We start from the raw sequence: 25692 nt of genomic DNA on the forward strand, positions 1-25692 counted from the left end.
TAACAAAAAAAGTGCACCATCATCTAAAACGCAACTATAATTCCCTAAATGGAACAAAAAGACAAGTTATTTAAGCAGATCTTCGATTCGAATTCCAAAAAAATATTCCATTTATGTTATGGTTATACCGGCGATACCGACGCTGCAAATGATCTTTTACAGGAAACTTTCTTAAAGGTCTGGCAAAATCTGGATAAGTTCCGCAACAAATCTCTGATTTCTACGTGGATTTATCGCATCGCAGTAAATACCTGTTTAACTTACCTGAGATCGGAAAAGAGACAGGCTAAAGACGAATTAACTGATAACATTATAGAAAATAAAGTAGAGGAGTTTTCGGAGAAAAACGAGCAGGTAGCCCTACTTTATAAATGTATTTCTAAACTTGAAGAAAATGACCGTTTAATTATCACCATGGTGCTTGATGAACTTCCATACCACGAAATTGCCGATATCTCGGGAATAAGCGAAGGCAATTTAAGGGTAAAAATTCACCGTATTAAACAAAAATTAACAGAATTATATAGCCAGTATGCAAGCGTTTGATCAAATACAGGAATTGTGGCAAAAGCACGAGGTTGAAGTTAAGGTTTCTGCCGACGAAATGCTGCAACAAGCTAAGAAAGAGGTGAATGGATTGAAGCTTAAATCGGCTTTGAATATTGGAGGCATGCTGCTGTCTTTTATTGCTATTGCTGCCTTATGGATATTTTTCCATTTCGAATCGTGGACCACGCACGTAGGCATTAGCATTACTATTATTGCTATTGGTGTTTATACCTTAATTCTTTACCGCGATTACCGTTTAATTGCAAAGAATGATTTTACTGCTCATCCTAACGAATTTTTAAACAACTTAAAAACCTATCAATTAAATCGTTACAAACTATACAACTCGCTTTACTGGTTTTATATGGTTGCACTTTCGCTGGGGCTCATATTTTATTTTGTAGAAATACTGGCGCACTTTAATACTGCTCAAAAAGTAATTGCGGTAGGTTTAACTACCTTATGGATGATTTTCTGTTCAACCATATTACGAAAAGCAGTAATGAAACGGGAAAAAGAAAGAATTGCATTGCTGATCGAAAAATTTGAGCGCATCAGCGGACAGATTTCTACTCCCGAGTAATTTTAGGCACGGTTTTTTCGTTGTAAAATTCAACACACAAAATTGTTCTGGTTTGGTTAGCAGGAAAGCAACAAGACCAATACACTGTTGATACTAAATTTACAACATTGAAAAAACTTATTTTACCGATATTATTCTTCCTGGCGCTGCCCTTTTCTTTTGCTTTTAAGCAAGATTTTACCCAACCGGTGCAATTGGATTGGGAAACCTATTTTAAAGGGAAGGCCGATGAGCGCTCGCCTTTTTTTGCTTTAACAGCCATGACCTGGGAATACAGTTACAGCAGCACAGTGTACCGCAACCGTGTTGTAATTAAGCTTAAAAACGAAGTTAGAGTTGATAAAACGCGTTCGTGGGTAAAGTGGGATAAAATCAAAGATCCGGAAATCAGGGCCAGTTTATTACACCACGAACAAGGCCATGTTAATATTCAGTACATTCTGCTTTCTGAAGCCGAAAGAGTGCTCAAGAACCGCAATTATTCGGTTAGCAACTATAAAGCACAAATATCAGAGCTGGCCAACCAAATTAGCGAGTATTTCGATACCATGCAACGCAATTACGACGAAGAAACTGAACATGGCAGCAACCATAAAATGCAGGCTCGCTGGGACGATATTATCCAGGATAAAATGGAGGAATCGAGAACTGCTACGCTGGCCTTACAAAAATAATTTAGGGATAAATATAATTGAGCCAACTGCTACTGCTAAAAATGCGGCGACCAAAACCGCAGCAGCTGCCAAATCTTTTACTACCTTAATTTTAGGATGAATAGATGGTGAAACCACATCGGCCAGTTTTTCGATCGCCGAATTTAAAATCTCGGCTACAATAACCGCTGAGATAACGCCTAAAATGGAAATCCACTCTAATGGCGAAAGCTTGAGGTAAAAAGAAAGACCAATGGCAATAATTGCTGCAAAAAGATGAACCCTCCCATTATGATCGTGGATAAAAAACAGTTTTAAGCCATGAAAGGCATATTTAAAGCTTTTAATTCGATTGATAATTGAGAATTTCTGATTGTCCATTGTTTTAAATTTATGCTAATCGCAATAAAGATAGTCGTCATCTCAATCCGATAGCTATCGGATGAAGCACAGCGGAATGCCTGCCCGTACAGGTGGGGAGAGATCTAAATCAAAAAGACTCTCTTCGAGATAGATTTCTCGACTTCGTTTCACTTCGCTCGAAATGACGGCTACTGGGATGGGTTTGCTTCGTACCTCGCAATGACGAAGCCTCTCCTTCTACCCGGCCTAAATCGTCATTCCCGCGAAAGCGGGAATCTTAATGTGCTAACACACTAAATTATTACGATTCCCTGTCAAGCTGGTAATGACGAATATCTATAATAAATCTCTACTTCTTGGCCTTGGTATTTTCTTCTTCCGGATTTACTTCACTGGTCGAAAAACTATTTCCACTTAACTTATACTGGTAGGTTTTAGTAACTGTTTTACTGCTATCGCCTGCATCTTTTGCCGGAAATGTGCGAAAAAGATCGCCATTTTTGATAAAAAACTTATCGTTGCCGGTATAACCTTTCTTTTGGTTTGCACTCAAAGAAGGGAAACTGATTTTGTTAAAATCGCCACCTGCGTACTCAAAAACATTCAGGTCGGAAACATTCTTTTTGCTCAACAATTGAATGTATAACTCTGGGTTTCCGTCGTTATCGAGATCCATATTCCAGGCGTCGGTAATTATACCTTTACGATCTACTGCCGCTGAACGGTAATTATTGCGAATAGAATCGGACATTAAAATCTGGTAACCACCAATAGAATCGACTCCCTTACCCCAGCTTACAATTTCGAAGTTTAATCCGGGTTTTACTTCAATATCTTTATAAAAAGGAAAAGGATTTTTAGTGGCTTTAGCTGGGGCTGCGACAACTTCTTTTTGTTTCTCTTCGGTGCATGCGAAACAAAACAGCATCCCTGTTATGCACAAGAGATGCTGTAATGTATATTTCTGTAGTTTCATTTTAATTCGGGACATTTTTGGTTGTCCCAAATTAAGGATTTTAGCCTATCAAAGCAATTATTTTTTATTTCTTAGCATCGGCTTTAACATCAGGTGCACCATTATTTAAAACCGTTTCAGTAGTTACACTTCTTCTACCGCTTGGCGCAACAACAATGGTTTTCAAAACTCTTTTCTCACCTTGTGGAACAGTAATTTTAACCGGTCCGGTGTATAAAAAAGCATTTTCTGAAGGGCGGGATAAATCAATCGAATAATAGATTTTACCTCCCTTAACCGGTACTTTTAAATCGATGGTAAATTCGCTACCGGTTAAAGTTTTATCGCTTTGACCAATTGGCGTTGGCACCCAATAGTTAACGTTCATTTTATCTAAACGAGCCAAATGTGCAGGTAAACGTTCTTCGCTAAAGTTTTTCAGATCTTTACGTTCAACCGGCGACCAGGCAATTTCTGATAAAGCCAATATGCGTGGGAAAGCATGATTTTCAGCTTTTTCAGGGGTTTTAATATATTCAGTCCACATATTTGCCTGTACACCTTTAATATACTTTCTCTGATCGGCTGTTAATACTTTCGGAACCGGATCGTACGCATATATTTTCTGATAAGGGGCAAAACCACCAATGGTAACGGGCTCATCAGGAGAATTAGATTGTTTGTGATCGATATACAAGCCCATCGAACCTGGCGTCATAATTACATCGTGATTTTGTTGTGCTGCAGCAATACCACCATCTTCGCCTCTCCAGCTCATTACAGTAGCATTTGGCGCTAAACCGCCTTCTAAAATCTCATCCCAACCAATAATAGAACGACCTTTGCCATTTACATGTTTTTCTATGGTCTGGATAAAATAACTTTGCAACTCGTGCTCGTCTTTTAAGCCTTTTTCTTTCATTAAAGCCTGGCAAAAAGGTGATTCTTTCCAATATGTTTTTGGTGCTTCATCGCCACCAATATGGATGTATTTTGAAGGAAAAATGGCAATCACCTCATCCAATATATTGTTCAGGAAAGTAAAGGTGTTTTCTGAGGGAACAAAAATATCATCAAAAACACCCCAGGTTTGTTGTACTTGTTTACCTTTTTGGCTACCTGCCCATGGAGTTTTATCACTGATAAAAGTATCACGATCTGGGAAACAGCTTAACTCTGGATAAGAAGCAATTGCAGCTGAAGCATGACCAGGCAATTCAATTTCAGGAATTACAGTGATGTATTTAGCAGCGGCATATTTAACAATCTCCTTAGCCTCTTCCTGAGTATAAAAACCTTTAACTGGTGTAAGGTAATTTCCGTTACCCGGATAATGTCCGATTACACTACCGTTACGTGATGAACCAATCTCTGTTAATTTTGGATATTTTTTAATTTCCAGTCTCCAGCCCTGATCATCGGTTAAATGCCAGTGAAAGGTATTGATTTTGTAAAAAGCCAGCTGATCGATATACTTTTTAACAAAAGAAACCGGAAAAAAATGACGGCTCACATCCAACATTGCTCCACGATAAGAAAAACGCGGATAATCTTTAACCGATACTATTGGTAAAGCGATTTTATCACCGTTTTTTTCAGGCATCATCTGCATCAGCGATTCAACGGCATAAAATAAACCGGCGCCCTTACCCACCAATGTAACTTGTTTAGCTGAAATATTAATATTATAACCTTCGTTAGGCAACTTATCGGCACCTGCCGAAGTTAATACAATAGCTTTTTGACCAGCAGTAGCTGTTTTTACCTCTCTTAAAGCAAAGCCTCCCCTGCCTACAATAAATGCGTTTAAAAGATCGCCCATCTTTGCTCCATCTGCATCAGTATGCACCAGTACAGTTGTTTTGTCTAATAGAAAGGTTCCGGCATTTTTGGTAATGGATACCGGAGCAGGAATAATGCCCAAATTGGAATCGCTCTGAGCAAACGCACTTGTGCCCATTAAGACTCCAATAAAAACCGATAATGTTTTGTTCATTTGTGTTTTAGTTTAAGGTTAAATTTTTGTTTTAGCACACCAAGATAAAGATTGTAGCAAGATTCTTAATCCCACATTCTTGTTACAATAGAAATCAAACGTTTGATTTTACTGTACTGACCGAATAAATTTTAAGTGGTAAAAATCCAATACACCTGCTTTATAAAAGATTAAGGCATAAAAAAAGAGAAACCACTATTGATTTCTCTTTTAAAATACGTTTAAGAATGCTTATGCTTCTACCGGATGCTCTTTTGCAGCCAGGTACCTTTCGGCATCGAGTGCAGCCATACAACCAGAACCCGCAGCGGTTACTGCTTGTCTATAATACATATCCTGTACATCGCCACAAGCAAATACACCTTCTATATTGGTTAAAGTAGAACCTGGTTTGGTAGTTAAATAACCAGTCTCATCCATATCCAACTGACCTTTAAAAATATCGGTATTAGGTTTATGACCAATAGCTACGAAGAAACCTTCAACAGCGATATCAGATTCTATACCTGTTTTATTGTTGATCACTTTTACTGCTGTTACATTTTTACCGTTACCTAAAATTTCCTGCGTTTCGGTATTGTAATGTACCACAATATTCGGTGTAGCCAACACACGGCTAACCATAGCTTTAGAAGCCCTGAATTCATCACGGCGAACCAATAAATGTACTGTTTTACAAAGTTTGGCTAAATAAGTAGCTTCCTCGGCAGCAGTATCACCAGCACCTACAATGGCTACATCCTGACCTTTGAAGAAGAAACCATCACATACGGCACAGGCAGAAACACCAAAGCCATTGTATTGTTGTTCGCTTGGTAAACCCAACCACTTTGCTGTGGCACCGGTTGCAATAATTACGGTATCGGCAGTAATGGTTTTAATTTCATCAACCACTACTTTATGTGGTGTTGAAGAAAAATCAACTGAGCTTACATAACCAAAACGGATATCTGTTCCAAAACGTTCGGCTTGTTTGCGGAAATCTTCCATCATTTCCGGCCCCATAATTCCTTGTGGGTAGCCCGGGAAGTTTTCTACATCAGTAGTTTGGGTAAGTTGTCCACCGGCTTGCATACCAGTGTACATAATTGGTTTTAAATCTGCTCTGGCGGCATAAATTGCAGCGGTATAACCAGCGGGACCAGAACCTATAATTAAACACTGAACGTGTTCGTTTTCTTGTGACATTATATGATGTATTTGAAATTCATTAATTGTAGCGCAAATCTAGTGCTTTAAATAATTGTTAACAAGCGCACATTGTCAACATAGTTTACTTATTAACAGTGAAACGCCGAGCGGAAAGCGCTTAGCGTTTGGCAAAAGGCCGTTAAATTCAGTTGATAGATAAAAACGCTAAGTCTGTATCACTCCCACATTAAACTTTTTGGTTATTGGCGATTGATTCGCAGCTTCAATCCCTCTCGAAATTACTTTCCTGGTTTCGAGCGGATCGATAATCCCATCTACCCAAAGCCTCGAGGCGGCATAATATGGTGTAGTTTGGCTATCGTATTTATCGGTAATTTCTTTTAACAATTCGGCTTCTTTTTCGGGTGTAATAACCTCACCTTTGGCCTTCAAAGATGCTTCCTGAATCTGCAACAGCGTTTTAGCCGCCTGAGAGCCGCCCATAACGGCAATTTTTGCAGTAGGCCAGGCATAAATTAACCTCGGATCGTAAGCTTTACCGCACATGGCGTAGTTACCCGCGCCGTAAGAGTTACCTAAAACAATGGTAAATTTTGGCACAACAGAATTGGCTACAGCATTAACCATTTTGGCACCATCTTTTATAATACCACCATGCTCTGAACGACTTCCAACCATAAAACCGGTAACATCTTGCAGAAAAACCAAAGGGATTTTTTTCTGGTTACAATTCATGATAAAGCGGCTTGCCTTATCGGCGCTATCAGAATAAATTACCCCGCCGAACTGCATCTCTCCTTTTTTAGATTTTACTACTTTACGCTGATTGGCAACAATGCCAACAGCCCAACCATCGATGCGGCCTAAACCACACACAATGCTTTGTCCGTAGCCTTTTTTATATTCTTCAAATTCAGAACCATCAACCAGACGGTTAATGATATCCATTATTTCGTAAGGTTTATCTCTGTTCTCAGGCAGGATACCGTAAAGTTCCTCTTCTTTTTCTTTCGGTTTAACGGGTGCAATGCGATCGAAACCTGCATTTTCAGGTGCCCCTAACATGCTCATGATGTTGCGGATAGAATCTAAACAGGCCTCATCATTAGGATGCTTATAATCGGTAACGCCCGAAATTTCGCAATGTGTAGTCGCTCCGCCCAGTGTTTCATTATCTACATCTTCGCCGATGGCCGATTTAACCAGATAGGAACCTGCCAGAAATACTGAACCTGTTTTATCTACTATCATGGCTTCATCGCTCATAATCGGCAAGTAAGCTCCACCAGCAACACAAGCGCCCATAATGGCCGAAATCTGTACAATTCCCTCTCCCGACATGATCGCATTATTGCGGAACATCCTGCCGAAGTGTTCTTTATCGGGAAAAATCTCATCCTGCATGGGCAGATAAACGCCTGCACTATCTACCAGGTAAATTACAGGTAAACGGTTTTCCATAGCAATTTCCTGAGCACGTAGGTTCTTCTTGGCCGTCATCGGGAACCAGGCCCCTGCCTTTACGGTAGCATCGTTAGCCACAATCATACATTGCCGGCCACTTACATAGCCTATACCACAAACTACCCCCGCTGCCGGACAACCGCCTTGTTCTTTATACATTCCATCGGCAGTAAAGGCACCGACTTCTAAAAAATCAGAGCCTTTATCTATCAAATAGGCAATGCGCTCGCGGGCCAGTAACTTGCCCTTTTCTTTCTGTTTAGCCGCATTTTTTTCGCCACCGCCCAGGTATATTTTTTTGAGTCTGGTTTTCAGTTCGTACACCAACTGTTTATTTACATCCTCATTTTTATTGAATTCGATATTCATGGAGGCAATTTAAATTTAATTTTATAAAAACAGTATTGACCAAAACGGTTTCTGGTACAAAGCGTTTTTTTTACCACAGAGCAAACAAGAGAAATCACAGCGAACACAGAGTCTAAATGCGTAATTTAGGATTGGATTATCGTTTATGACTTCCTCTGTGGTTAATTATCCATTTAAAATGATATTTTTGGTTAAACCAAACAAATGGAACTAACCATCAATATCCCTGCATTACTTTTTCCGGCCATTAGTTTAATTATGCTGGCTTATACCAATCGGTTTCTGGCCCTTGCCAGCCTAGTAAGAAGTTTAAAATCTAAATATGAGGATGGTGATAAAAACGTAGCGCTGCACAAACAGATCGAAAACCTGCGTTACAGGCTAAGATTAATCAAAAACATGCAGGCTTTTGGTGTGCTCAGTTTTGCCTCCTGTTTGTTTTGTATGTTTTTTATTTATTTAACCTGGAATACTGCAGCTGAAATACTCTTTGCGCTAAGCCTTATCTTTTTTATGATTTCGTTAATCATTTCACTGATCGAAATCCAGATCAGCACCAAGGCTCTTGAGCTTGAACTGAGCAGCTTAGAGGCGCTGGATGATCCATCACTTGTTAGCAGATTAAAGAAGAAGTTTGATAAAGATTAATTTTGGTAAACCACACCATTAATGATTACCTTTTTCCAGTTGCCCGGATAACCTTTACCTTTGATGTATTTTATTGAATGAGGGTGCCCTTTTAAATTGGGATGATAAACAGCATCGAACGAAAAAGTCATCTCTGTATCGCTTTTTTGGATAACTGTAACTTGATTATCATTGTAGTCCTTATCCCCTGTGGTGAAAAATTTATCGCCCACATTGGCTTTAAAATCAGCTCTCACAAAGATTTTCAATGGAGCATCAGGATAGCTCTCAACCAGCCGGTTCTGCTCATCAATCCTCAGGTAATAAACTGAGAAAGCATCGCCACCGATCAAAGAAAAAAACTTGTAGAAAAGTTTGTTGTTTATCCTAACCGAGTCTTTAATTTCGGTGTAATTTTCACCATTTAAATACCACAGGTTACCAATTTGCATTGGCAAAAATGAATCGTTTGTAGCTGGCTCTACTTTATTTTTTTTACAAGCGCCAAATAAAATTAAAGCGAACAGCAACACAATAAGGCTTGCGTTTTGGTAAGTTTTTTTCATGAGAAGAGTTTATTTCTTACTAAAACGCAAGCCTGGATTAAAACGCTACAATAGCTAAGCGATTAGTTTATAAAGTGATACAAGAAAACAACCTCTCCATTAAAAGCAGGCTTTTTCTGGTCTTCAATTTCCATTTCGATACCCATGTTTACCTTAGTTACGCCGCGCAGGTTGATGATTGAAGCCAGTTTAGCTTTTAACCTTACTTTACTGTTTACGGTAACCGCCTGCGCAAACCTCAAATTTTCAATTCCATAGTTAATCTCCATTTTCAGGTTTTGGATATCAACAATCTCTTTCCATAAAAAAGGAATTAACGATAGGGTTAAATAACCGTGTGCAATAGTTGCTTTAAATGGCCCTTCATTCTGTGCCCGCTCTTCATCAACATGTATCCACTGATGATCTAAAGTAGCATCAGCAAATTTGTTAATCTGCTCTTGCGTAATGGTATGCCATGAAGAAACGCCTAATTCCTTACCAAGGTATTGTTCAAATTCTGCGTGTGAAGTAATAATTTGCATTGTTTTAGTTTTAGTTCCTTTTAATAAGGTATTTCTTAATAATTTGTTTTTCTGTCAGCTAAAGATTGAGACTTTTGGTTAATGGTCTATAGTTAATGGCTAATGGCCTGATCGTCAATCCGACTATGTACTATAAACTACCAACCTTATCTCCTTCTAACTCAAATTCCTATCTCTGAACCAAACCTCATCGGGTATAGCCGAAAAATGATCCATTTTATCAATTAAAATACTGGCATCGGCTTCGTTAAAAACCAGATCGCGGTTGGCCGATTTCAGGAATTTACGCTGCACCATGATTTCCATCTGTGCAAATAACGGATCGTAAAAACCATCAACGTTTAACACCCCAATTGGTTTGTTGTGCAGGCCTAGTTGAAGCCAGGTAAGCACTTCAAAAAACTCCTCAAGGGTACCAAAACCTCCCGGCAGGATAACAAAACCGTCACTTAAATCAGCCATTTTTTGTTTCCGCTGGTGCATATTTTCCGTTACGATCATTTCGGTTACACCAGTATGCCCCACCTCTTTATCCATTAAAAATTGTGGAATTACACCAATAACCTGCCCACCGGCTTCGAGCACATCGTTAGCCAACAGCCCCATTACACCAACGCTGCCACCACCATAAATTAATTTGATTTCTTGTTTTACAAGTGTTTCTGCCAATTGTTTAATTGCAGTGCGTAATTGTAAATCGCCATTAAAGTTCGAACCACAATATACACAAACCGCTTTAAGCTTATTCATTTACTTTAAAATTTATCGAAGTTAAGGTTTTATATGGGCGCTCTAAACTTTAATTCTTCACAAAATCCAACGAGGAAGTGCCATCCCGTCCTAAAACAATGATATATAAAAAGCTTCGCTTTGCAAAATAATATGTAGCATTAAAAATGCATAGAAACAAAAAAAGCGCCGGATAAACCGACGCCTTTTAACCAAATATAAGAGAGAAAAGATTCTAATTAGAAAGCATAGCGTATAGTAGCTCCGTAAGTTCTCGGATCGCCAAGTACGCCTGCATATAAGCCTGAGTTGCCTGCTGCAGCTTGTAACTGCTCATAGTAATTTCTATTGCCAATGTTTCTGCTCCAAACAAACAACGAAAACTTATCTGATTTAAAGCCTAATCTGGCATTAAACAAACCATAGCCTTTAACAACCAACACACTTGATGGTGTTGGGTTTGAAGAATAATCTGAACGGTAACTGGCATCAGCAGCAACAAAGAATCTGCCCACTTTGGTCGCTAAAGTACCCGGTAAGCTAAACTCTGAACCACCTGAAATGTTCCATTTAGAAATACCTGGTAATCTACCGCCTGATGCATCTTTAAAGGCCACTTGCGTTGCTGTACCATTAATGATTTCAGTATGACCAGTTTCTTCTAACGGTAGTGGTGCATTCGTAAAAGTTACATATTTACCATCCAAATAAGCCACTGCTGCATTAAGGGTTAAAAATCTTTCCAACTGATAAGTACCATCAATTTCCAATCCTTTTACATTTACTTTTTCAGCATTAGCCAGGTATCCCCTGTTAACACCTAACTGTGGCGACTGTACGTTGGTTTGATAATCTTTAATATCAGTATCAAAAGCAGTTACATTTAATAACGCGCCCCTAACTGGTCTGGTTTTTAAACCTAATTCGTAATGCTGAACATATTCTGGTTTAACCACAGCAACCGATAAATCAGCAGCACCGGTTGAAGTTGTTGGCAATCCACCTACGTTAACACCTACAGGTTTATAAGCGGTAGAGAAAGTACCGTATATATTCAAATTAACATTTGGACGATAAGAAACTGTTAAGTTACCCGATAAATTATTATTATCTACGTTGGTTGTAAATTGTTGATTGCTGTATACTGCAGCTTTAAGTGCTAGTAAAGCGGCATCGTTGGTTTGTAAACCGCCATAAGTTACCCTGTCGTAGTTCACATCCTTTTTATCGTAGGTATATCTCAATCCAGGTAATACGTGGAAGTGGGTTAAAAACTCCCAGTCAACCTGTGCAAAAATTGCTGCACTTAACGATTTGATGGTTGAATTGGTTTTGATACCAAAACCATCTAACAAGCCTGGGGTCGAATATAAAGCCTGACTACCTGTATTGCTGGTTTGAACAAAGCGCCACTGATCTTTACCGACCTCTTCGGTTTGTGCAAGTCCTTTTAAATTTTGCGCCAATGCAAATACACCAATTACACCGCTTAATTTATCGGTAATGTTACCTGCATATCTTACTTCCTGCGAATATTGATCGTGGCGTGAGTTACCTTGCGATTTAGTTAATGCAGCTAACTCAGAGAAGTCCCTGTCGTTTGTTGGATCCCAGTTCCAGAATCTCCAAGCTGTGGTAGAAGTCAGCGTTCCGTTACCAATTTTATAATCTACGTTTAAAGATATACCTCCAATTGATTGATTGTGTCTCCATGGAGTATTTGTGTTGATCTCTCTCGAAAAAGGATCGATTTTGGGCTGCTGATAACCTAAATCAGACACAATTTTAGCGTATTGACGGTAAGCGCTTCGCTCGGTAGTGGTAACGCCTGCAATTACCAATGGATAACCTGCAGGGTGCTGAACACTTACATCGCCACTTAATAATATCTTTAATTTATCAGACGGTGTATAGTATAACTGACTTTTGAAACCCAGGTTGTTTTGTCCGCTATATTTGCGTTCTTCTCTGGTATTCCAGATGGTACCATCACGCTGCGTACCTGAGATTGATATTTTTGCGGCAAGGTTTTTTGCTAAACCACCAGATACTGATGTTTTTGCCTGAAGGAAATTATAGTTACCTACACTCAGTTCTACTTTGGCACTAGGTGTTTGGGTTGGTTTGGTAGTGGTAATGTTAAATGCACCAGCAGTGGTATTTTTACCGAACAAAGTACCCTGCGGACCACGAATTACTTCTATTTGCTCGATATCAAGAAAATCGGTAGAGGTAGCGGCCGGACGTGCGTGATAAACTCCGTCTACATAAAAACCTACTCCCGGATCGATACCATCATTGGTTAAACCAAATGTTGAGCCTAATCCGCGGATATTAAGTGTAGTGTTCCTGGCATTTGAAGCATATAACTGTACTGATGGAACCAATTCTTTTAAACGGTTAACGTTAAAAGCGCCGGCATTTTCTGCTGCCTGACCGCCAATTACAGTAATCGGAATTGGCACATCCTGTAATACTTCTGAACGTCTTCTCGATGTTACCACAATCTCATCTAACAATGCACTTTCAACAAGTACCAATTCAATAGGCGTATCCTGTAGTTTTATAATTTGAAAATCCTGCGGTTTATACCCTACCGAGCTTACCTGAATGTAAAAAGGAAGTTCTTGTTTTGTATCGATGCTGAATGCACCATTTTCATCGGCTATAACAGATACATTTGTACCTCTTATTTTTACAGTTGCACGTGGCACTTTAGTACCATTAGCTCCTTTTATGATCCCCGTTATGGGGTTTTGAGCAAAAATGGCTCCTGCTAAAAGTATTAAGAAAAAGATTATGGGTAAGCTTTTTTTCATGATTGGTTATTCGTATTTGATTTAAATATTGTTGATTAGTTTTGCGTTCGGTGATATTTCGTATGTGTTCCGGGATGGCAACAACAGTAAGAGCAGATTTTTTGATTGGTTTTCATAATTATTATATTAAATCTATAGATTTAGTCGACAAATATATTAAAAAAATATAACTGCCAAATTTTATTTTGCATTTTTTATATTTTTAAACCTTACAGATTCAAAAATCTACAAGGTTAACCACAAAAAAACGGGGCTATCGTAACCGATGCCCCGTTTAAATTCAATATATAAATTAGCCTACCTGGTATAATTAGGTGCTTCTTTGGTAATGGTAATATCGTGCGGGTGACTCTCGCGCATGCCCGCAGCGGTAATCTGCACAAATTGTGCTTCTTGTAATGCTTCGATATTGGCTGCTCCACAATAGCCCATACTTGCACGTAAACCACCGATGTATTGATACATTACTTCTGCCAATGTACCTTTAAACGGCACACGGCCTACAATACCTTCAGGAACGAGTTTTTTAATATCATCTTCTACATCCTGGAAATAACGGTCTTTCGATCCTTGCTCCATTGCTTCGATTGATCCCATTCCACGGTACGATTTAAATTTACGTCCTTCGTAAATAATGGTTTCACCTGGTGATTCTTCTACTCCTGCAAATAACGAACCTGCCATTACAGTACTTGCGCCAGATGCAATAGCTTTTGCTATATCACCGGTATGTTTAATACCGCCATCCGCAATAACGGGCACACCAGTACCTTTAAGGGCTTTGGCACACTCGTAAACAGCGTATAATTGTGGTACACCAACACCAGCAATAATCCTGGTGGTGCAAATAGAACCAGGGCCAATACCAACTTTAACTGCATCAGCTCCGGCATCAGCTAAAAATTTTGCAGCTGCACCTGTAGCAATATTACCTACAATAACCTGCAATTCAGGATATTTGGCTTTAACTTCTTTTAATTTATCTACTACACCTTTGGTATGACCGTGGGCAGTATCGATGGTAATTACATCAACACCTGCATGTACCAATGCATCCACACGTTGCAAAGTATCGGCAGTTACTCCAACAGCAGCACCAACACGTAAACGTCCGCGTTCATCCTTACAAGCTGCCGGGTAATTTTTAACTTTTGAAATATCTTTAAAGGTAATTAAGCCGCTTAAATAACCATCTTTGCTTACTACCGGAAGTTTTTCGATTTTATGGTTCTGAAGAATTTCTTCTGCTTGAACCAGTGTTGTACCTTCAGGGGCAGTAATCAGGTTTTCTTTGGTCATTACTTCAGAAACCGGTCTTTTCATGTCTTTTTGAAAACGCAGATCTCTGTTGGTAATGATACCTACTAATTTATTATCGCTACTCACTACCGGAATGCCGCCAATTTTATGTTCTTTCATAATTTTGAAAGCATCGGCAACCACTGCTGATTCTAATAAAGTAACCGGATCCTGGATCATACCACTTTCAGAGCGTTTTACTTTGCGAACTTCACTGGCTTGTCTTTCAATCGTCATGTTTTTATGTAACATGCCTATTCCTCCATTTTGCGCAATAGCAATGGCAAGCTCAGCTTCTGTTACAGTATCCATTGCGGCAGAAATCAACGGAACATTGAGTTTAATTTTTTTCGTTAAAAAAGTGGATGTATTTACTTCACGTGGCAGAATTTCGGAATATGCAGGTACCAAAAGTACATCATCATACGTCAAACCTGTGGCAATAAATTTTGTGGAATCGAGTTGCATAGCAAATAAATTAGGATTTATTATTTGCCAGGCAAAGATAAGGAAAAACCAGGAAAATAAAAATGTAAATGCGAATTTAGTCAAATATTAAGCTTTGTTGACAATTGGGATTTCAGAATTATAAAGACAACATGATTGTTTATAATCGCTCACAAATCATGAATAACAAAAAATATCCACCCGAAAAATATGCGGAATACATAGAGTTTTATAAAAAATTTATCAGGCTGATAAGCAAAAAGCTATTTTAGCAAAAACTTTATAATTAGACTATGATTACTGAAAACCAATATTTTGATGGTAACGTTAAATCTTTAGGATACGAAATAACCGAAGGTAAATCAACTGTAGGTGTCATCAATCCTGGCGAATATACCTTTGGCACTGCGCAGAAAGAAATTATGCACGTTATTGAAGGCCAGCTAGAGGCGCTTTTACCAGATGCTACCGAATGGCTAACCATTACCGCTGGCAACAGCTTTGAAGTACCTGCCAATGCTTCTTTTAAAGTAAAGGCAACTGTTCAAACAGCTTATCTTTGCCAGTACAGGTAAACAAAAAAAGAAGTCAGGTTTTTATCCTTCGTAATAGATACTGAAACAATTCAGCACGACGAATGAAGAAAAACCTGACTTCTTAGCTTAAATGCTTCGCTTTACTTCTTCCCGATTACCACTTCGGTAAAACTTTCGGTAGTGAAGTATTTATTGGCCAAAGCCAGCAACTCTTCGGCTGTAATGGTTTTTACAGTTTCAATGTATCTTGAATAATAATCGTAATCCAGGCCTGAGAAGTAAATGTTTTTAAACTTATCGGCGTGCGAGAAAACATTTTCTAAACTGCCAAGCATCGAGCCAAGCATATAATTGCGCACTAAATTAAGTTCTTCTTCCCCTATTAGTGTCGTTTTCAATAAATCGATCTCTTTATAAATTTCTGTTAATGCTGCTCCGCAAACATCAGCACCAACTTCTGTCGATATAAAAAGATAACCGGCTTGCTGCAACGACGATATGCCCGAACCAATGCCGTAAGTATAGCCCTTATCTTCACGGATATTGGCCATCAAACGCGATCCGAAGTAACCACCCAAAACTGTATTTAAGATCTGGAGTCCTGGAAAATCTTTATGCTTGCGGTTTATAGCCAGCTGACCAATCCTAATGGCCGATTGTAAAGCTTCAGGCTTCTCTTTATACACGAATTGTTTTTCGGTAGGATTAAAGCTAAATGTGTTTTTCACCACCTCACTTTTTTCCCAATTGTAACCAAAACTACTATCTAAAAGGTTAAAACCTGTTGTATCAAATTTTCCTGACACCACAATGGTACAATTATTTGGCGCGTAGGCTGCTTTAAAGTAGGTTAAAAGATCCACGCGTTTTAGTTCATCGTAATGTTGTGCTTTAATATCCACCCCGTAAGCGGTCTCACCAAACAAAGCATGCGCAAATTCTTTCCGCGAAACGATATCGTTCTTTTTAAGGTTAACCTGAAGTTTTTGCTTCTGATTCTGAATATAAATATCCAATTCATTTTGCGGAAACTGGCTTTCTGTTAAAACATCCTTTACAATTGGCAATACCGAATGTAAATGTTTATTCAGCGTATACAACGAAACCGATGAATGATCTTGCGTATATTCGGTTTGGAAAAATGCACCGTAAAAATCAATTTTTTCGGCTATTTCTTTGGCCGATAGCTTGTTGGTTCCGTTATTTATTAAGGTATTTACAGCGATAGCCTGTAAGGGTTTTTCACGTTTCCAGTTAACGTTTTCAAAAATAAATTCAATCCGTACCAAATCCTGCTCACCCGAATAAATAGTAAAAACAGGTACACCATTGGCTAATAACCTTTTTTCAGGCTGGATAAAATTTATAGCAGATACCTGCTTAAAATCAGGCGCTTGTTGTCTGTTAAGCATGTTCTTCAGTTAAATAATATAAGGTTGATGATGATTTTTTGCCAAAGGTTTCGTTGGCAATCCTTTTAATGTCGGCTGATTGAACCTTTAAAAATTCGGCTGTTTCCTTATTCAGTAAGGCTGCATCGCCCAACAATTCGTAATAAGCCAGATTCATCGCTTTATCAAGCAAGCTCATTTCCGAAAATACGAGGATAGATTCTACTTTGTTTTTCACTTTAGTAAGCTCGGTATCTAAAACTAGTTCGGTTTTTAATTTATCCAGTTCAGTCCATATGGCTTTTTCGGCTGTTTCTATGGCTACGCCTTCTACCAGTTTACCTTCAATAATAAACAAACCCGGATCTAAACTGCTCGAAATATAAGCGTTAATATCGCTAAAAAGCTGTTGTTCTTTAAGCAGGCTATTGTATAAACGCGACGATTGTCCGCGTGATAAAACGTCGGAAAGTAAATCGAAAGCATAATAATCATTATTCAATCTGCCAGGCATTTTAAAAGCCATATAAATGGCATTTAAGGGAACATTTGCTTTAATGGTTTCTTGCCTGGCTTCTGTTTGTGGTTCTTCCTGAACCAAATTCCTGTGGTATTTCTCTCCGGCCGGTATAGGCTCAAACCATTTCTCCGCCAGTTTTTTCACATCTTCGGTTTTCACATTTCCACCTACAACCAAAATAGCGTTCTGTGGGGTATAATGTTTCTTAAAAAATGCTTTCACATCATCCATAGTAGCATTTTCTATATGCGAAAGTTCTTTACCAATGGTTGCCCAGCGATACGAGTGCTTTTTATACGCCAGCGGACGTAGTTTTAACCAAACATCGCCATAAGGCTGGTTCAGGTAACGCTGCTTAAATTCTTCGCTTACTACATTGCGCTGCGTATCCAGGCTTTTTTCAGAAAAGGCAAGGCTCAACATCCTGTCGCTTTCCAACCAAAATGCTGTTTCGATATTTTCGGCTGGCAGCGTAATGTAATAGTTGGTAATATCGTTGCTGGTAAAGGCGTTATTTTCGCCCCCAACACGTTGCAAAGGTTCATCGTAGTTGGGGATATTGATTGATCCACCGAACATTAAATGCTCAAACAAATGCGCAAAACCGGTTTTATCAGGGTCCTCATCACGTGCGCCCACATCATATAAAATATTCAAAACTGCCATCGGAGTAGTTGCATCTTCGTGCACCAAAACTTTTAACCCGTTAGCTAGTGTAAAACGATTAAAATCTACCATTACCTAATTTTAGAGTGGTAAAGATAATTTAATAATTCATTTAGCAGAATGTGATTAATAAAGAGAATACAATTAAAAGATATTTTGGTCTCTGGCAATTCTATTTTTACTATTTTAGCAACAGATAATCAAGTAAACATGGGCGAGGAAACAGCAAAAAATTCATTCGGAATTTTAAACAGTTTAAAAAAATTAATTTTCGAAGACAGTGATGCACCTGGTTCCACGCAGGATCAGCAACCTGCCAGCATCAGCACAAAAACACCCGAACCTGTAACTAACCAACCACAGGTTAATCTAAAGGAAAATGTTAGCCCAATAGGTGTTACCGATGTTAAGCAAATGAAGGTAAAAGTTTTAGGCATACTGGAAAAAATGAATGAGCCGGGTCTCGATTTTTTTGAGGTCTGGAATGCAGCAGCAGAAATGGGCAGCATTGATGCTTCGACCATAAAAGCGGCTTATACATCTTTAAAATATGTAGAAAAAGACTTAAATAAACAAAAGCTGTTAACTACTGGCCGAAGCTATGCCACGGAGTTAAAAAAAGTTATAGAACAGGAAAGCAGCCAGAAACAGCAACAAAAACAAAACCTGGAAAACAGCCTGATTGATGAAAAAAACGATTTGATAAACGAAATTAAAACTATTGAACAAAACATTGCCGATCTGAAAGCCAAATTGCAAAATAAAGAACAAGATTTAAAGAATCTTAATGTGAAGTATGATCCGCAGTTGAAAGATATCGATCAGAAAATTGCTTTAGGCAATGCAGCTGTTAATGAGGTAATAGCCGATATAGAAAAAGCACTGAGTATTATTGAAACAAACATAAATTAACGATTAAAAATTAACGAAAACGTAATGGAAAACAAAAATCAGTATGTAAATATTCCAGCCGAAATTAAAAGTCAGCTGCCTATATTTCAGGTTTTAGGCGATCATCTTCCCAGCCAGATACAAACACCTGAAGGCAAAAAGGTAATGTCAAGTATCTTTTTTTGGGCGCTAATTTTGGGAGGTGCATTTGCATTTTTCAAATTTCTTCCAATTATGCTGGTTTATGCAGCCAAAAGTATTTTACTGGTTATTTTTAGTATTATACTAATTGTATTGCTTTTACTAGCTCCAAAAATTATTTCTTTATTACATAGGTTGGGTACAATTTTACTTTTTAAAGGCGAAAAAGCCATTATAAGAGGTAACCCGATTGAAACCTTGCAACTTTTATCAAAAGACGCAAAGGATACTTTAAAAAGGGTAAAAGATAAAATTGCCAATGTTGATGGTGTACGGATAGATATGGTACAAAGCGGAGAAACAGCTCAGAAAACTGCCGAAGAAAAATACACCTATGCTAAACGCTTTACCGTTGAAGCTGCAAGTTTAGATGAAAAAGCTAAACAGGAAACAGCAAACAACAACATCGAAAAGGCAAACGATTTAAACAGAGATGCAAAAGAAACGCGTACAAAAGCTTTCCTTTTAGGCAAAGAAGGTGAAGCAGAAGAACAAAATGCCCGTAGTTACGTACAATATGCCAACCAGTTTGCCAAAGTTTTAGAAGTTTTAAAAGATAACGAAAGCGCTGCCCGCATTTATGTAAGCACCCTGGATAGCAGTATTTCGATCATTTCTAAAAAACTGGAAGCAACCCAAAAAATGAAAAATGCAACTGAAGGACTTGCAGAAGTTTTTAACATTAAAGACGGATGGGCTTTTCAGGAGGCAATGAATGCAGCTACAGGAGCCATTAGCCAAAATATTGCATCTATCCGTTCTAACCTCGATTTCTTAGATCAGAATAATAACATTACTGTTGGTGGTGCACCATCGCAAAGCGAATTGGAAGAATTCATCAAAAAAGTAGACGACCGCAACCTTAAAATGCTTAATGTAAGCAGAATGACCGATGCTTCTTACGAACTTAAAGCTGAAGAAAAAGTAGACAAAGGCTTTTCATTATTAGACTAATCAAACTCTTAAATTAAACATATCACAATGGAAGAAAAATCTATCTGGGCAAGACTACGCTGGCCTATAAAAGCAATTATTATCGCAATCCCTATCATTGGCTTAGGTTACTGGGCTTTAGAATCGGGAAAAATTGATGCCGCAACCAACACTGAGGGAAGTAAAAAAGACAGTACAGAACAAGCATCTTCACCTGCTGCTGCTAAAAGCGAAGACAAAAGAAGTTTTAATTATACTCCCGAAAAACCTGTAAATGGTGAATATAAAGGTGTTGTAGAGGTTGGTGCCTCGGGTTTTAACTCTTTTGTAGTAAATATTGATAAAGAAAAACGCTGGGAAATTATCTCTAAAGATTTCGGAAAATCATTTGTTTACGAAGGTTTGGCAAATACCGCAGATATCAGAACCGGCCTAAAAGATTACATAGGCGCCATGTTTGATAAAGGCGTTAAATCTAAAAACATTCACTTTGTAATCAGTTCTGGCGCGCAAAAAGAGCCTAAAACAACTGCTATTGTTTCTGAGTTAAAGAAAATGGGCTTCGTTGTTAACCTTGTTACCGCAGAACAGGAAGGTAAACTGGCTTTAAAATGTGTTTTACCTGCATCTTATTATGATAATTCTTTTGTTGTTGACATTGGTTCGGGCAACACTAAAATTTCGTGGATGGATGGCGATGTTAAATCATCTGAAGCACCAGGCGCTAAGTATTATGAGAAAAACCTGAAAGACGATGCTGTATATGATCTTGTTAAATCTGTATCATCAAAAATCCCATCTACAAAACACGAAGTTTGTTTCATTATCGGAGGTGTGCCTTTTGAACTTGCAAAACAAACCCGTACCGGAGATGAAAGATTTACAGTTCTAAATGATCCTGATAAATACAATACTGATAAAATTAAAATCAAAAGTGGCGTTAACATATACAAAGCCATTAAAGATGCTACCAATTGCGATACTTTTGTATTTGACTGGGATGCCAACTTTACCATTGGTTTTTTATTAGCCCTTAAATAATTTTCTTTAAAAAGAGCGACTGTAATTAACCAGTCGCTCTTTTTTTATGTCAAAAATTTACTTTCCTGCCATAATAACTAAGCGTTGTTGTATAAACATTTTAGTATTTTTGCTTTATGAATACAGCCGATTTACTACAAAGGGCATTACGTTTTGACTTTTTGAGCCTTGAAGAAGGTGTACATTTATACCATAATGCCGATACCGCATCTTTGATGTTTGTGGCAAACGAACTGAGAAAAATACAGGTACCCAGCGGCAAGGTAACCTGGCAAATCGATAGAAATGTAAACACTACCAATGTTTGTATTGCCAACTGTAAATTCTGTAATTTTTTCCGCAGGCCTGGCCACGATGAAAGTTATATTACTGATATCGAAACCTATAAAGTAAAAATCGAAGAAACCTTTCGTTTGGGGGGCGATCAATTATTGCTTCAGGGTGGTCATCATCCCGATTTAGGTCTGGCCTTTTATGCCGATCTTTTTAAAAAACTAAAAGAATTATATCCTGATTTAAAACTTCATGCTTTAGGTCCGCCTGAAATTGCACACGTTGCAAAATTAGAAGGCATTAGCCATACTGAAGTTTTAAAAGCACTAAAAGAGGCCGGTATGGATTCCTTACCTGGGGCTGGTGCCGAAATTTTAAACGACCGTGTGCGCCGCTTAATTTCTAAAGGGAAATGCGGTGGCCAGGAATGGCTTGATGTAATGCGTGCCTGTCATCAGTTAGATATTACCACTTCGGCAACCATGATGTTTGGCCATGTAGAAACCATTGAAGAGCGTTTCGAGCACCTGGTTTGGATACGCCAGGTACAGAGTGAAAAACCTGCTGATGCAAACGGCTTTTTAGCCTTTATACCATGGCCTTTTCAAGACGATGGTACTTTATTAAAAAGATTGCGCGGCATTAGCAACACCGTAACTGCCGATGAATATATCCGCATGATTGCACTTAGCCGTATTATGCTACCCAATATTAAAAACATACAGGCTAGCTGGTTAACCGTTGGTAAAACAACAGCACAATTGTGTTTACATGCAGGCGCTAACGATTTCGGGTCAATTATGATCGAAGAAAATGTGGTTTCGGCAGCAGGTGCACCACACCGCTTTACCGCAAATGGTATTCAGCAATCGATCAGGGCAGCTGGTTTTGAGCCACAATTACGTGGGCAAAAATACAACTACAGAGATTTACCCGAACATTTGGAAGAACAGGTAATTACATACTAAATAAAAAACACGCTCATGTTAAAAAAAACAACACTTATACTACTGCTGATAATTGGAGTTCTCAAATTAAACGCCCAAAACAAGTGGTTTAAACAACAGATTACCGAAAAGGTAAGTGTTAGCTTTCCCACCCAGCCAAGAAAAGTTAATGAGACTTCCTATGCAATTAAAGATTCTACAGGGATCATTTATGTTAGCTCCAGAGTTGACCTGCTTCCAATTACACAATTAGATTTAGCAACTTTGAATGCTGAAATTGAAAAGCAAAAATTTGCAGACGATTTTGTAGTAGGTATAAGCGGTTCATTTCCAAAATATAAATTTGAAAGTCCAAAGCTGATAATGGTAAGTGGCCAAAGGGCTTATGCTGTAGTGGCTCGCGATGAAGTAAACAAGCTTAGCCTTTTCATGAATGTTTGTTTTTTAGATGGCACCTCATATAGTTTTTCGTGTATCCTTCCCGATGGAAAAAGCGTAAAATATAAAGACATATTCCTGAGTACAATATGGTTTAAAAACTAGCGATTCTATTTGTATACCTCACAAAAAAAGGGAAACAGCCCAAACGCCGCTTCCCTACCTTAAACTAAACATTACCTGCTCAATAATCTATTTGGCTACGATAATTTTTTACCCGGTTGTAAAAACAAATTAGCAATTGTTATCACGCTAGCCCTATCTAAAGGTTCATCAAAACTTTCTACCGCGGCCAGTTTAGCGGCAGTTGCGTTCGGTGCACCGGTAATATTGGCAATGTTAACATTTGCCTGTACCGTTAAATCTTCACCAGCATATACTGCATCTACCTGTGGTACACCCGAATCATTTGCCTGACCTGAAGCACCAAGACTAACCCATGGTTTATAAACCGTTGTACCAGCTGCTGTACGCATTTGGCGAATGTGCGACGCATGACGGGCTTCTACCGAGTGAATCTGTAAAGCAGTTTGCAGTACGCCCGGACTAACCAGTAAGTTTCCTGCCTGGCCTTTATATGCCCTAACACCGGTATCTTCAAAACCCTGTGCTACTGCTAAAAAAGTATTGTAATCGGTGTAAACCGTAGCAAATGTACCACCCGCTCTAAAATCGGTATCGGCATAAGCAATAGGTGCACGCGCAGAACTTCCCAAAGCGCCTACCAACAAATCAACATGCGCTTTTTCATGATCACGAATGGTGGTAATGGCGGTTTTTGCAGCCGTTGTTGGGTAAGTAAAAGTAACATCAGTACCCAATAAAGCATGGTTATAAAAATGATATTCCAGATACTCTAACGATAAGGCAAAATTTAAAACATCAACTACTGCAGTTGGCAGCGCAGTTTGTCCATAGGCCTTCTGAAACATAGAACCCAAAGCCAGCGGCATTGCTGCCAATGAAATTTTCTTTCCCATGTTGAAAAAGCTTTTCATTGCGGCTCTTCTCGGATTTAACCTTTCATAGATTTCACCATCTACTTTTTCAATTTCTTCTAATATATTTACGATATTCATGATTTCAGTTTTAAGGGTTAAAGATTGACTACATTAATTTTGGTTTTAATATACTTGCCAGCTATTGCCAAAACCTTATCAGGTGTTAAAGCAGCATCCAGGCCTCCAGCATTATTGGCACCAAGTGGTGCAAGGCTATTCAAATCTGCAAATGATCCGTTTGAGATTAAATCGCGGATGTAAGCAGCATGGCGGGCTTCAACCGAAACAATTTTACCTGCTAACAATAAATAAGTACCATTTTTAATTCTTGGCCCGGCACCATTATAAGCCGAAACACCCAAATCTTCGAAAGCCATGGCGGCACCTAAAACACTGGTTGAGCTTGTAAAATCAATTGAGGAGAAATCAACTTCCAAACTGCCAATTGCAGCTGTACCTAAAGCCGCTTTGAAAAACTCACGGTGTGCAATTTCATGAAACTGAATATCCTGGAAGTATGCTTTTTGCGCTGTGGTAAAACTTGCCGGAGGTGCAGAAGCTACTTTAACATAAAATGCAGCTTCTAATTGTTCTAAAGCATAGGCATAATTTAAAACACCAAAATCATCTTTAAAATCTAAAGTTGCACCGGTGTTCATATCTGGATAGCCACGATCTTTTTTACAACCGGCAGCTACCAATGCAATACCGGCAGCTCCTGCACCCGCGTACTGAAGAAAAGATCTTCTTCCAACGGTTTTCTCAAACAAACTTTCTTCCCGAAGTTCATTTTTTGTTTCTAGTTCATTGTTTTTCATAGTAATCTATGTTAGTGGTTTTGAATTCGTTTGATGATACATACGTGACAATCAGAGCACTGGTTTTTTACGATTGTATTTTTTTTTGTTAGCCGATTTTAATACATTCACCATCGTATTGCTATGACGACCTTAAAAGCCATTATTGTTGATGATGAGGAATTTGCCCGATCATCGTTATTTTTTTTACTGCAACAGAATTGCCCACAGGTAGAAATTACCGGCATAGCAAGGTCTGTAGCGGAGGCAAAAGACATTTTAGCCCACCATCCTATTGACCTGATTTTTTTAGATATTGCCATGCCTGGCGGCAATGGTTTTGAGCTAATTCCTGATGCACAAAAGCACAATGCAGCGGTTATTTTTACCACCGCTTACGATCAGTATGCCCTCAAGGCAATTAAGGCAAATGCATTAGATTATTTATTAAAACCCATTGATATTGACGAGCTTACGGTAGCTGTAGAAAAGGTTTTCCAACACATTAAACGCTTTAAAGGGCAGAACGAAAACGACGAAAGAATCCATAATTTAGCTTCGAGTTTAAGCTCCAGAACAGAGATTAAAAAACTAACGCTGCCCTATGGCCAAGGCTTCAAAATGATCGACATTGACGACATCATTTATATCGAAGCAGATAGCAATTATTCAATTGTGCACTTAAATAATCACGATAAAATAACCGTCTCGAAAGTTTTACGAGAATTTGAAGAGCTTTTACCAACAGATCAATTCGTTAGGATCCATAAATCGAGTATTATTAACCTTAACCACTTAAAAGAATACAATTCTAAAAACGGGCTGCAGGTCTTTCTAAAAAATGGCGAAAGCATTAATATTTCGCGCCGCAGGGCCAGCGATTTCTTCGAAAAAATAAAACTATTTACAAAGGCGAACAGTGAGCATTAAATACCGCATAGCGTTCAGAAAACAAGCTAAAA

The 25692-nt window shown here is 38.6% G+C and carries 25 protein-coding genes; 11 read left to right on the forward strand and 14 right to left on the reverse strand.

From position 1 onward, the window contains the following. The first annotated feature begins 48 nt into the window (after positions 1-48). The 3 genes from DBR40_RS03960 to DBR40_RS03970 all read left to right on the forward strand — a co-directional run bounded on the left by DBR40_RS03960 (position 49) and on the right by DBR40_RS03970 (position 1806). Entirely contained in the window at positions 49-546 is a 498-nt protein-coding gene (locus DBR40_RS03960; RefSeq protein WP_039476083.1) for an RNA polymerase sigma factor, read from the forward strand. Continuing rightward, a complete protein-coding gene (locus DBR40_RS03965) occupies positions 533-1132 on the forward strand; it encodes a hypothetical protein (RefSeq protein ID WP_124558516.1) in 600 nt (199 codons plus the stop codon). The genes DBR40_RS03960 and DBR40_RS03965 overlap by 14 nt, the downstream gene beginning before the upstream one ends. 107 nt (positions 1133-1239) lie before the next feature. After that, positions 1240-1806, forward strand: a complete 567-nt coding sequence (locus DBR40_RS03970; RefSeq protein WP_124558517.1) for a DUF922 domain-containing protein — start codon at positions 1240-1242, stop codon at positions 1804-1806. Here the strand turns inward: DBR40_RS03970 and DBR40_RS03975 are convergent. The 5 genes from DBR40_RS03975 to DBR40_RS03995 form a co-directional block, all read right to left on the reverse strand. Next, on the reverse strand, positions 1795-2166 hold the full coding sequence (locus DBR40_RS03975) for a diacylglycerol kinase family protein (protein ID WP_124558518.1): 372 nt from the start codon (positions 2164-2166) through the stop codon (positions 1795-1797). The two genes, DBR40_RS03970 and DBR40_RS03975, sit on opposite strands and share 12 nt — an antisense overlap. Positions 2167-2497: 331 nt before the next feature. Further along, entirely contained in the window at positions 2498-3124 is a 627-nt protein-coding gene (locus DBR40_RS03980; protein WP_124558519.1) for a hypothetical protein, read from the reverse strand. Positions 3125-3188: 64 nt separating this feature from the next. Continuing rightward, on the reverse strand, positions 3189-5099 hold the full coding sequence (locus DBR40_RS03985) for a beta-N-acetylhexosaminidase (RefSeq protein ID WP_124558520.1): 1911 nt from the start codon (positions 5097-5099) through the stop codon (positions 3189-3191). A 231-nt stretch (positions 5100-5330) separates the two neighbouring features. Further along, positions 5331-6287 (reverse strand): thioredoxin-disulfide reductase, encoded by a 957-nt coding sequence (gene trxB, locus DBR40_RS03990; protein WP_124558521.1) that lies wholly within the window; start codon positions 6285-6287, stop codon positions 5331-5333. 168 nt (positions 6288-6455) lie between these two features. Further along, complete coding sequence (locus DBR40_RS03995) at positions 6456-8084, reverse strand: acyl-CoA carboxylase subunit beta (protein WP_124558522.1); 1629 nt, start codon at positions 8082-8084, stop codon at positions 6456-6458. Positions 8085-8288: 204 nt separating this feature from the next. Between DBR40_RS03995 and DBR40_RS04000 the strand changes: the two genes are divergently transcribed. Then, entirely contained in the window at positions 8289-8732 is a 444-nt protein-coding gene (locus DBR40_RS04000; RefSeq protein WP_124558523.1) for a DUF2721 domain-containing protein, read from the forward strand. On the opposite strand, the gene DBR40_RS04005 is transcribed toward DBR40_RS04000, so the two are convergent. From DBR40_RS04005 to guaB, 5 genes are all read right to left on the reverse strand, one after another. Continuing rightward, complete coding sequence (locus tag DBR40_RS04005) at positions 8729-9277, reverse strand: hypothetical protein (protein ID WP_124558524.1); 549 nt, start codon at positions 9275-9277, stop codon at positions 8729-8731. The two genes, DBR40_RS04000 and DBR40_RS04005, sit on opposite strands and share 4 nt — an antisense overlap. 62 nt (positions 9278-9339) lie before the next feature. Continuing rightward, positions 9340-9801 carry a MaoC family dehydratase gene (locus tag DBR40_RS04010; protein ID WP_124558525.1) on the reverse strand — a complete coding sequence of 154 codons (462 nt, stop codon included), beginning with the start codon at positions 9799-9801 and terminating at the stop codon, positions 9340-9342. 156 nt (positions 9802-9957) lie between these two features. Then, positions 9958-10551, reverse strand: a complete 594-nt coding sequence (locus DBR40_RS04015; protein ID WP_124558526.1) for a TIGR00730 family Rossman fold protein — start codon at positions 10549-10551, stop codon at positions 9958-9960. 218 nt (positions 10552-10769) lie between these two features. Next, positions 10770-13349 carry a TonB-dependent receptor gene (locus DBR40_RS04020; protein WP_124558527.1) on the reverse strand — a complete coding sequence of 860 codons (2580 nt, stop codon included), beginning with the start codon at positions 13347-13349 and terminating at the stop codon, positions 10770-10772. Between the two features lie 297 nt (positions 13350-13646). Beyond that, positions 13647-15116 (reverse strand): IMP dehydrogenase, encoded by a 1470-nt coding sequence (gene guaB / locus DBR40_RS04025; RefSeq protein ID WP_124558528.1) that lies wholly within the window; start codon positions 15114-15116, stop codon positions 13647-13649. A gap of 272 nt (positions 15117-15388) precedes the next feature. On the opposite strand from guaB, the gene DBR40_RS04030 reads away from it, so the two are divergent. Next, the gene (locus tag DBR40_RS04030) at positions 15389-15670 is read left to right on the forward strand and encodes a pyrimidine/purine nucleoside phosphorylase (RefSeq protein WP_124558529.1); all 282 of its coding nucleotides are present in this window, start codon (positions 15389-15391) and stop codon (positions 15668-15670) included. Between the two features lie 101 nt (positions 15671-15771). Here DBR40_RS04030 and DBR40_RS04035 read toward each other — a convergent pair whose 3' ends face one another. Both DBR40_RS04035 and DBR40_RS04040 read right to left on the reverse strand, forming a co-directional pair. After that, positions 15772-17043, reverse strand: coding sequence for a M16 family metallopeptidase (locus DBR40_RS04035; RefSeq protein WP_124558530.1), 1272 nt, complete (start codon positions 17041-17043; stop codon positions 15772-15774). Continuing rightward, positions 17036-18280 (reverse strand): M16 family metallopeptidase, encoded by a 1245-nt coding sequence (locus DBR40_RS04040; protein ID WP_124558531.1) that lies wholly within the window; start codon positions 18278-18280, stop codon positions 17036-17038. Before DBR40_RS04040 ends, DBR40_RS04035 begins: the two co-directional genes overlap by 8 nt. A gap of 138 nt (positions 18281-18418) precedes the next feature. On the opposite strand from DBR40_RS04040, the gene DBR40_RS04045 reads away from it, so the two are divergent. The 5 genes from DBR40_RS04045 to DBR40_RS04065 all read left to right on the forward strand — a co-directional run bounded on the left by DBR40_RS04045 (position 18419) and on the right by DBR40_RS04065 (position 23037). After that, positions 18419-19120 carry a hypothetical protein gene (locus DBR40_RS04045; RefSeq protein WP_124558532.1) on the forward strand — a complete coding sequence of 234 codons (702 nt, stop codon included), beginning with the start codon at positions 18419-18421 and terminating at the stop codon, positions 19118-19120. Positions 19121-19144: 24 nt separating this feature from the next. Next, a complete protein-coding gene (locus DBR40_RS04050) occupies positions 19145-20254 on the forward strand; it encodes a hypothetical protein (RefSeq protein ID WP_124558533.1) in 1110 nt (369 codons plus the stop codon). A 27-nt stretch (positions 20255-20281) separates the two neighbouring features. Beyond that, positions 20282-21274 (forward strand): hypothetical protein, encoded by a 993-nt coding sequence (locus DBR40_RS04055; RefSeq protein WP_124558534.1) that lies wholly within the window; start codon positions 20282-20284, stop codon positions 21272-21274. A 116-nt stretch (positions 21275-21390) separates the two neighbouring features. Continuing rightward, positions 21391-22515 carry a CofH family radical SAM protein gene (locus DBR40_RS04060; RefSeq protein ID WP_124558535.1) on the forward strand — a complete coding sequence of 375 codons (1125 nt, stop codon included), beginning with the start codon at positions 21391-21393 and terminating at the stop codon, positions 22513-22515. A gap of 15 nt (positions 22516-22530) precedes the next feature. Further along, positions 22531-23037 (forward strand): hypothetical protein, encoded by a 507-nt coding sequence (locus DBR40_RS04065; RefSeq protein ID WP_124558536.1) that lies wholly within the window; start codon positions 22531-22533, stop codon positions 23035-23037. Between the two features lie 95 nt (positions 23038-23132). Here the strand turns inward: DBR40_RS04065 and DBR40_RS04070 are convergent, their stop codons facing one another. Beyond that, positions 23133-24011 (reverse strand): ferritin-like domain-containing protein, encoded by an 879-nt coding sequence (locus tag DBR40_RS04070; RefSeq protein WP_124558537.1) that lies wholly within the window; start codon positions 24009-24011, stop codon positions 23133-23135. A 17-nt stretch (positions 24012-24028) separates the two neighbouring features. Then, positions 24029-24751, reverse strand: coding sequence for a ferritin-like domain-containing protein (locus DBR40_RS04075; RefSeq protein ID WP_124558538.1), 723 nt, complete (start codon positions 24749-24751; stop codon positions 24029-24031). A gap of 123 nt (positions 24752-24874) precedes the next feature. Here DBR40_RS04075 and DBR40_RS04080 point away from each other — a divergent pair, with 123 nt between their 5' ends. Continuing rightward, positions 24875-25660: a LytR/AlgR family response regulator transcription factor gene (locus tag DBR40_RS04080; RefSeq protein WP_124558539.1), complete on the forward strand. Its 786-nt coding sequence runs from the start codon at positions 24875-24877 to the stop codon at positions 25658-25660. Positions 25661-25692: the final 32 nt, after the last annotated feature.

The sequence above is a fragment of the Pedobacter sp. KBW01 genome, assembly GCF_003852395.1.
Classification (GTDB): Bacteria; Bacteroidota; Bacteroidia; order Sphingobacteriales; family Sphingobacteriaceae; genus Pedobacter.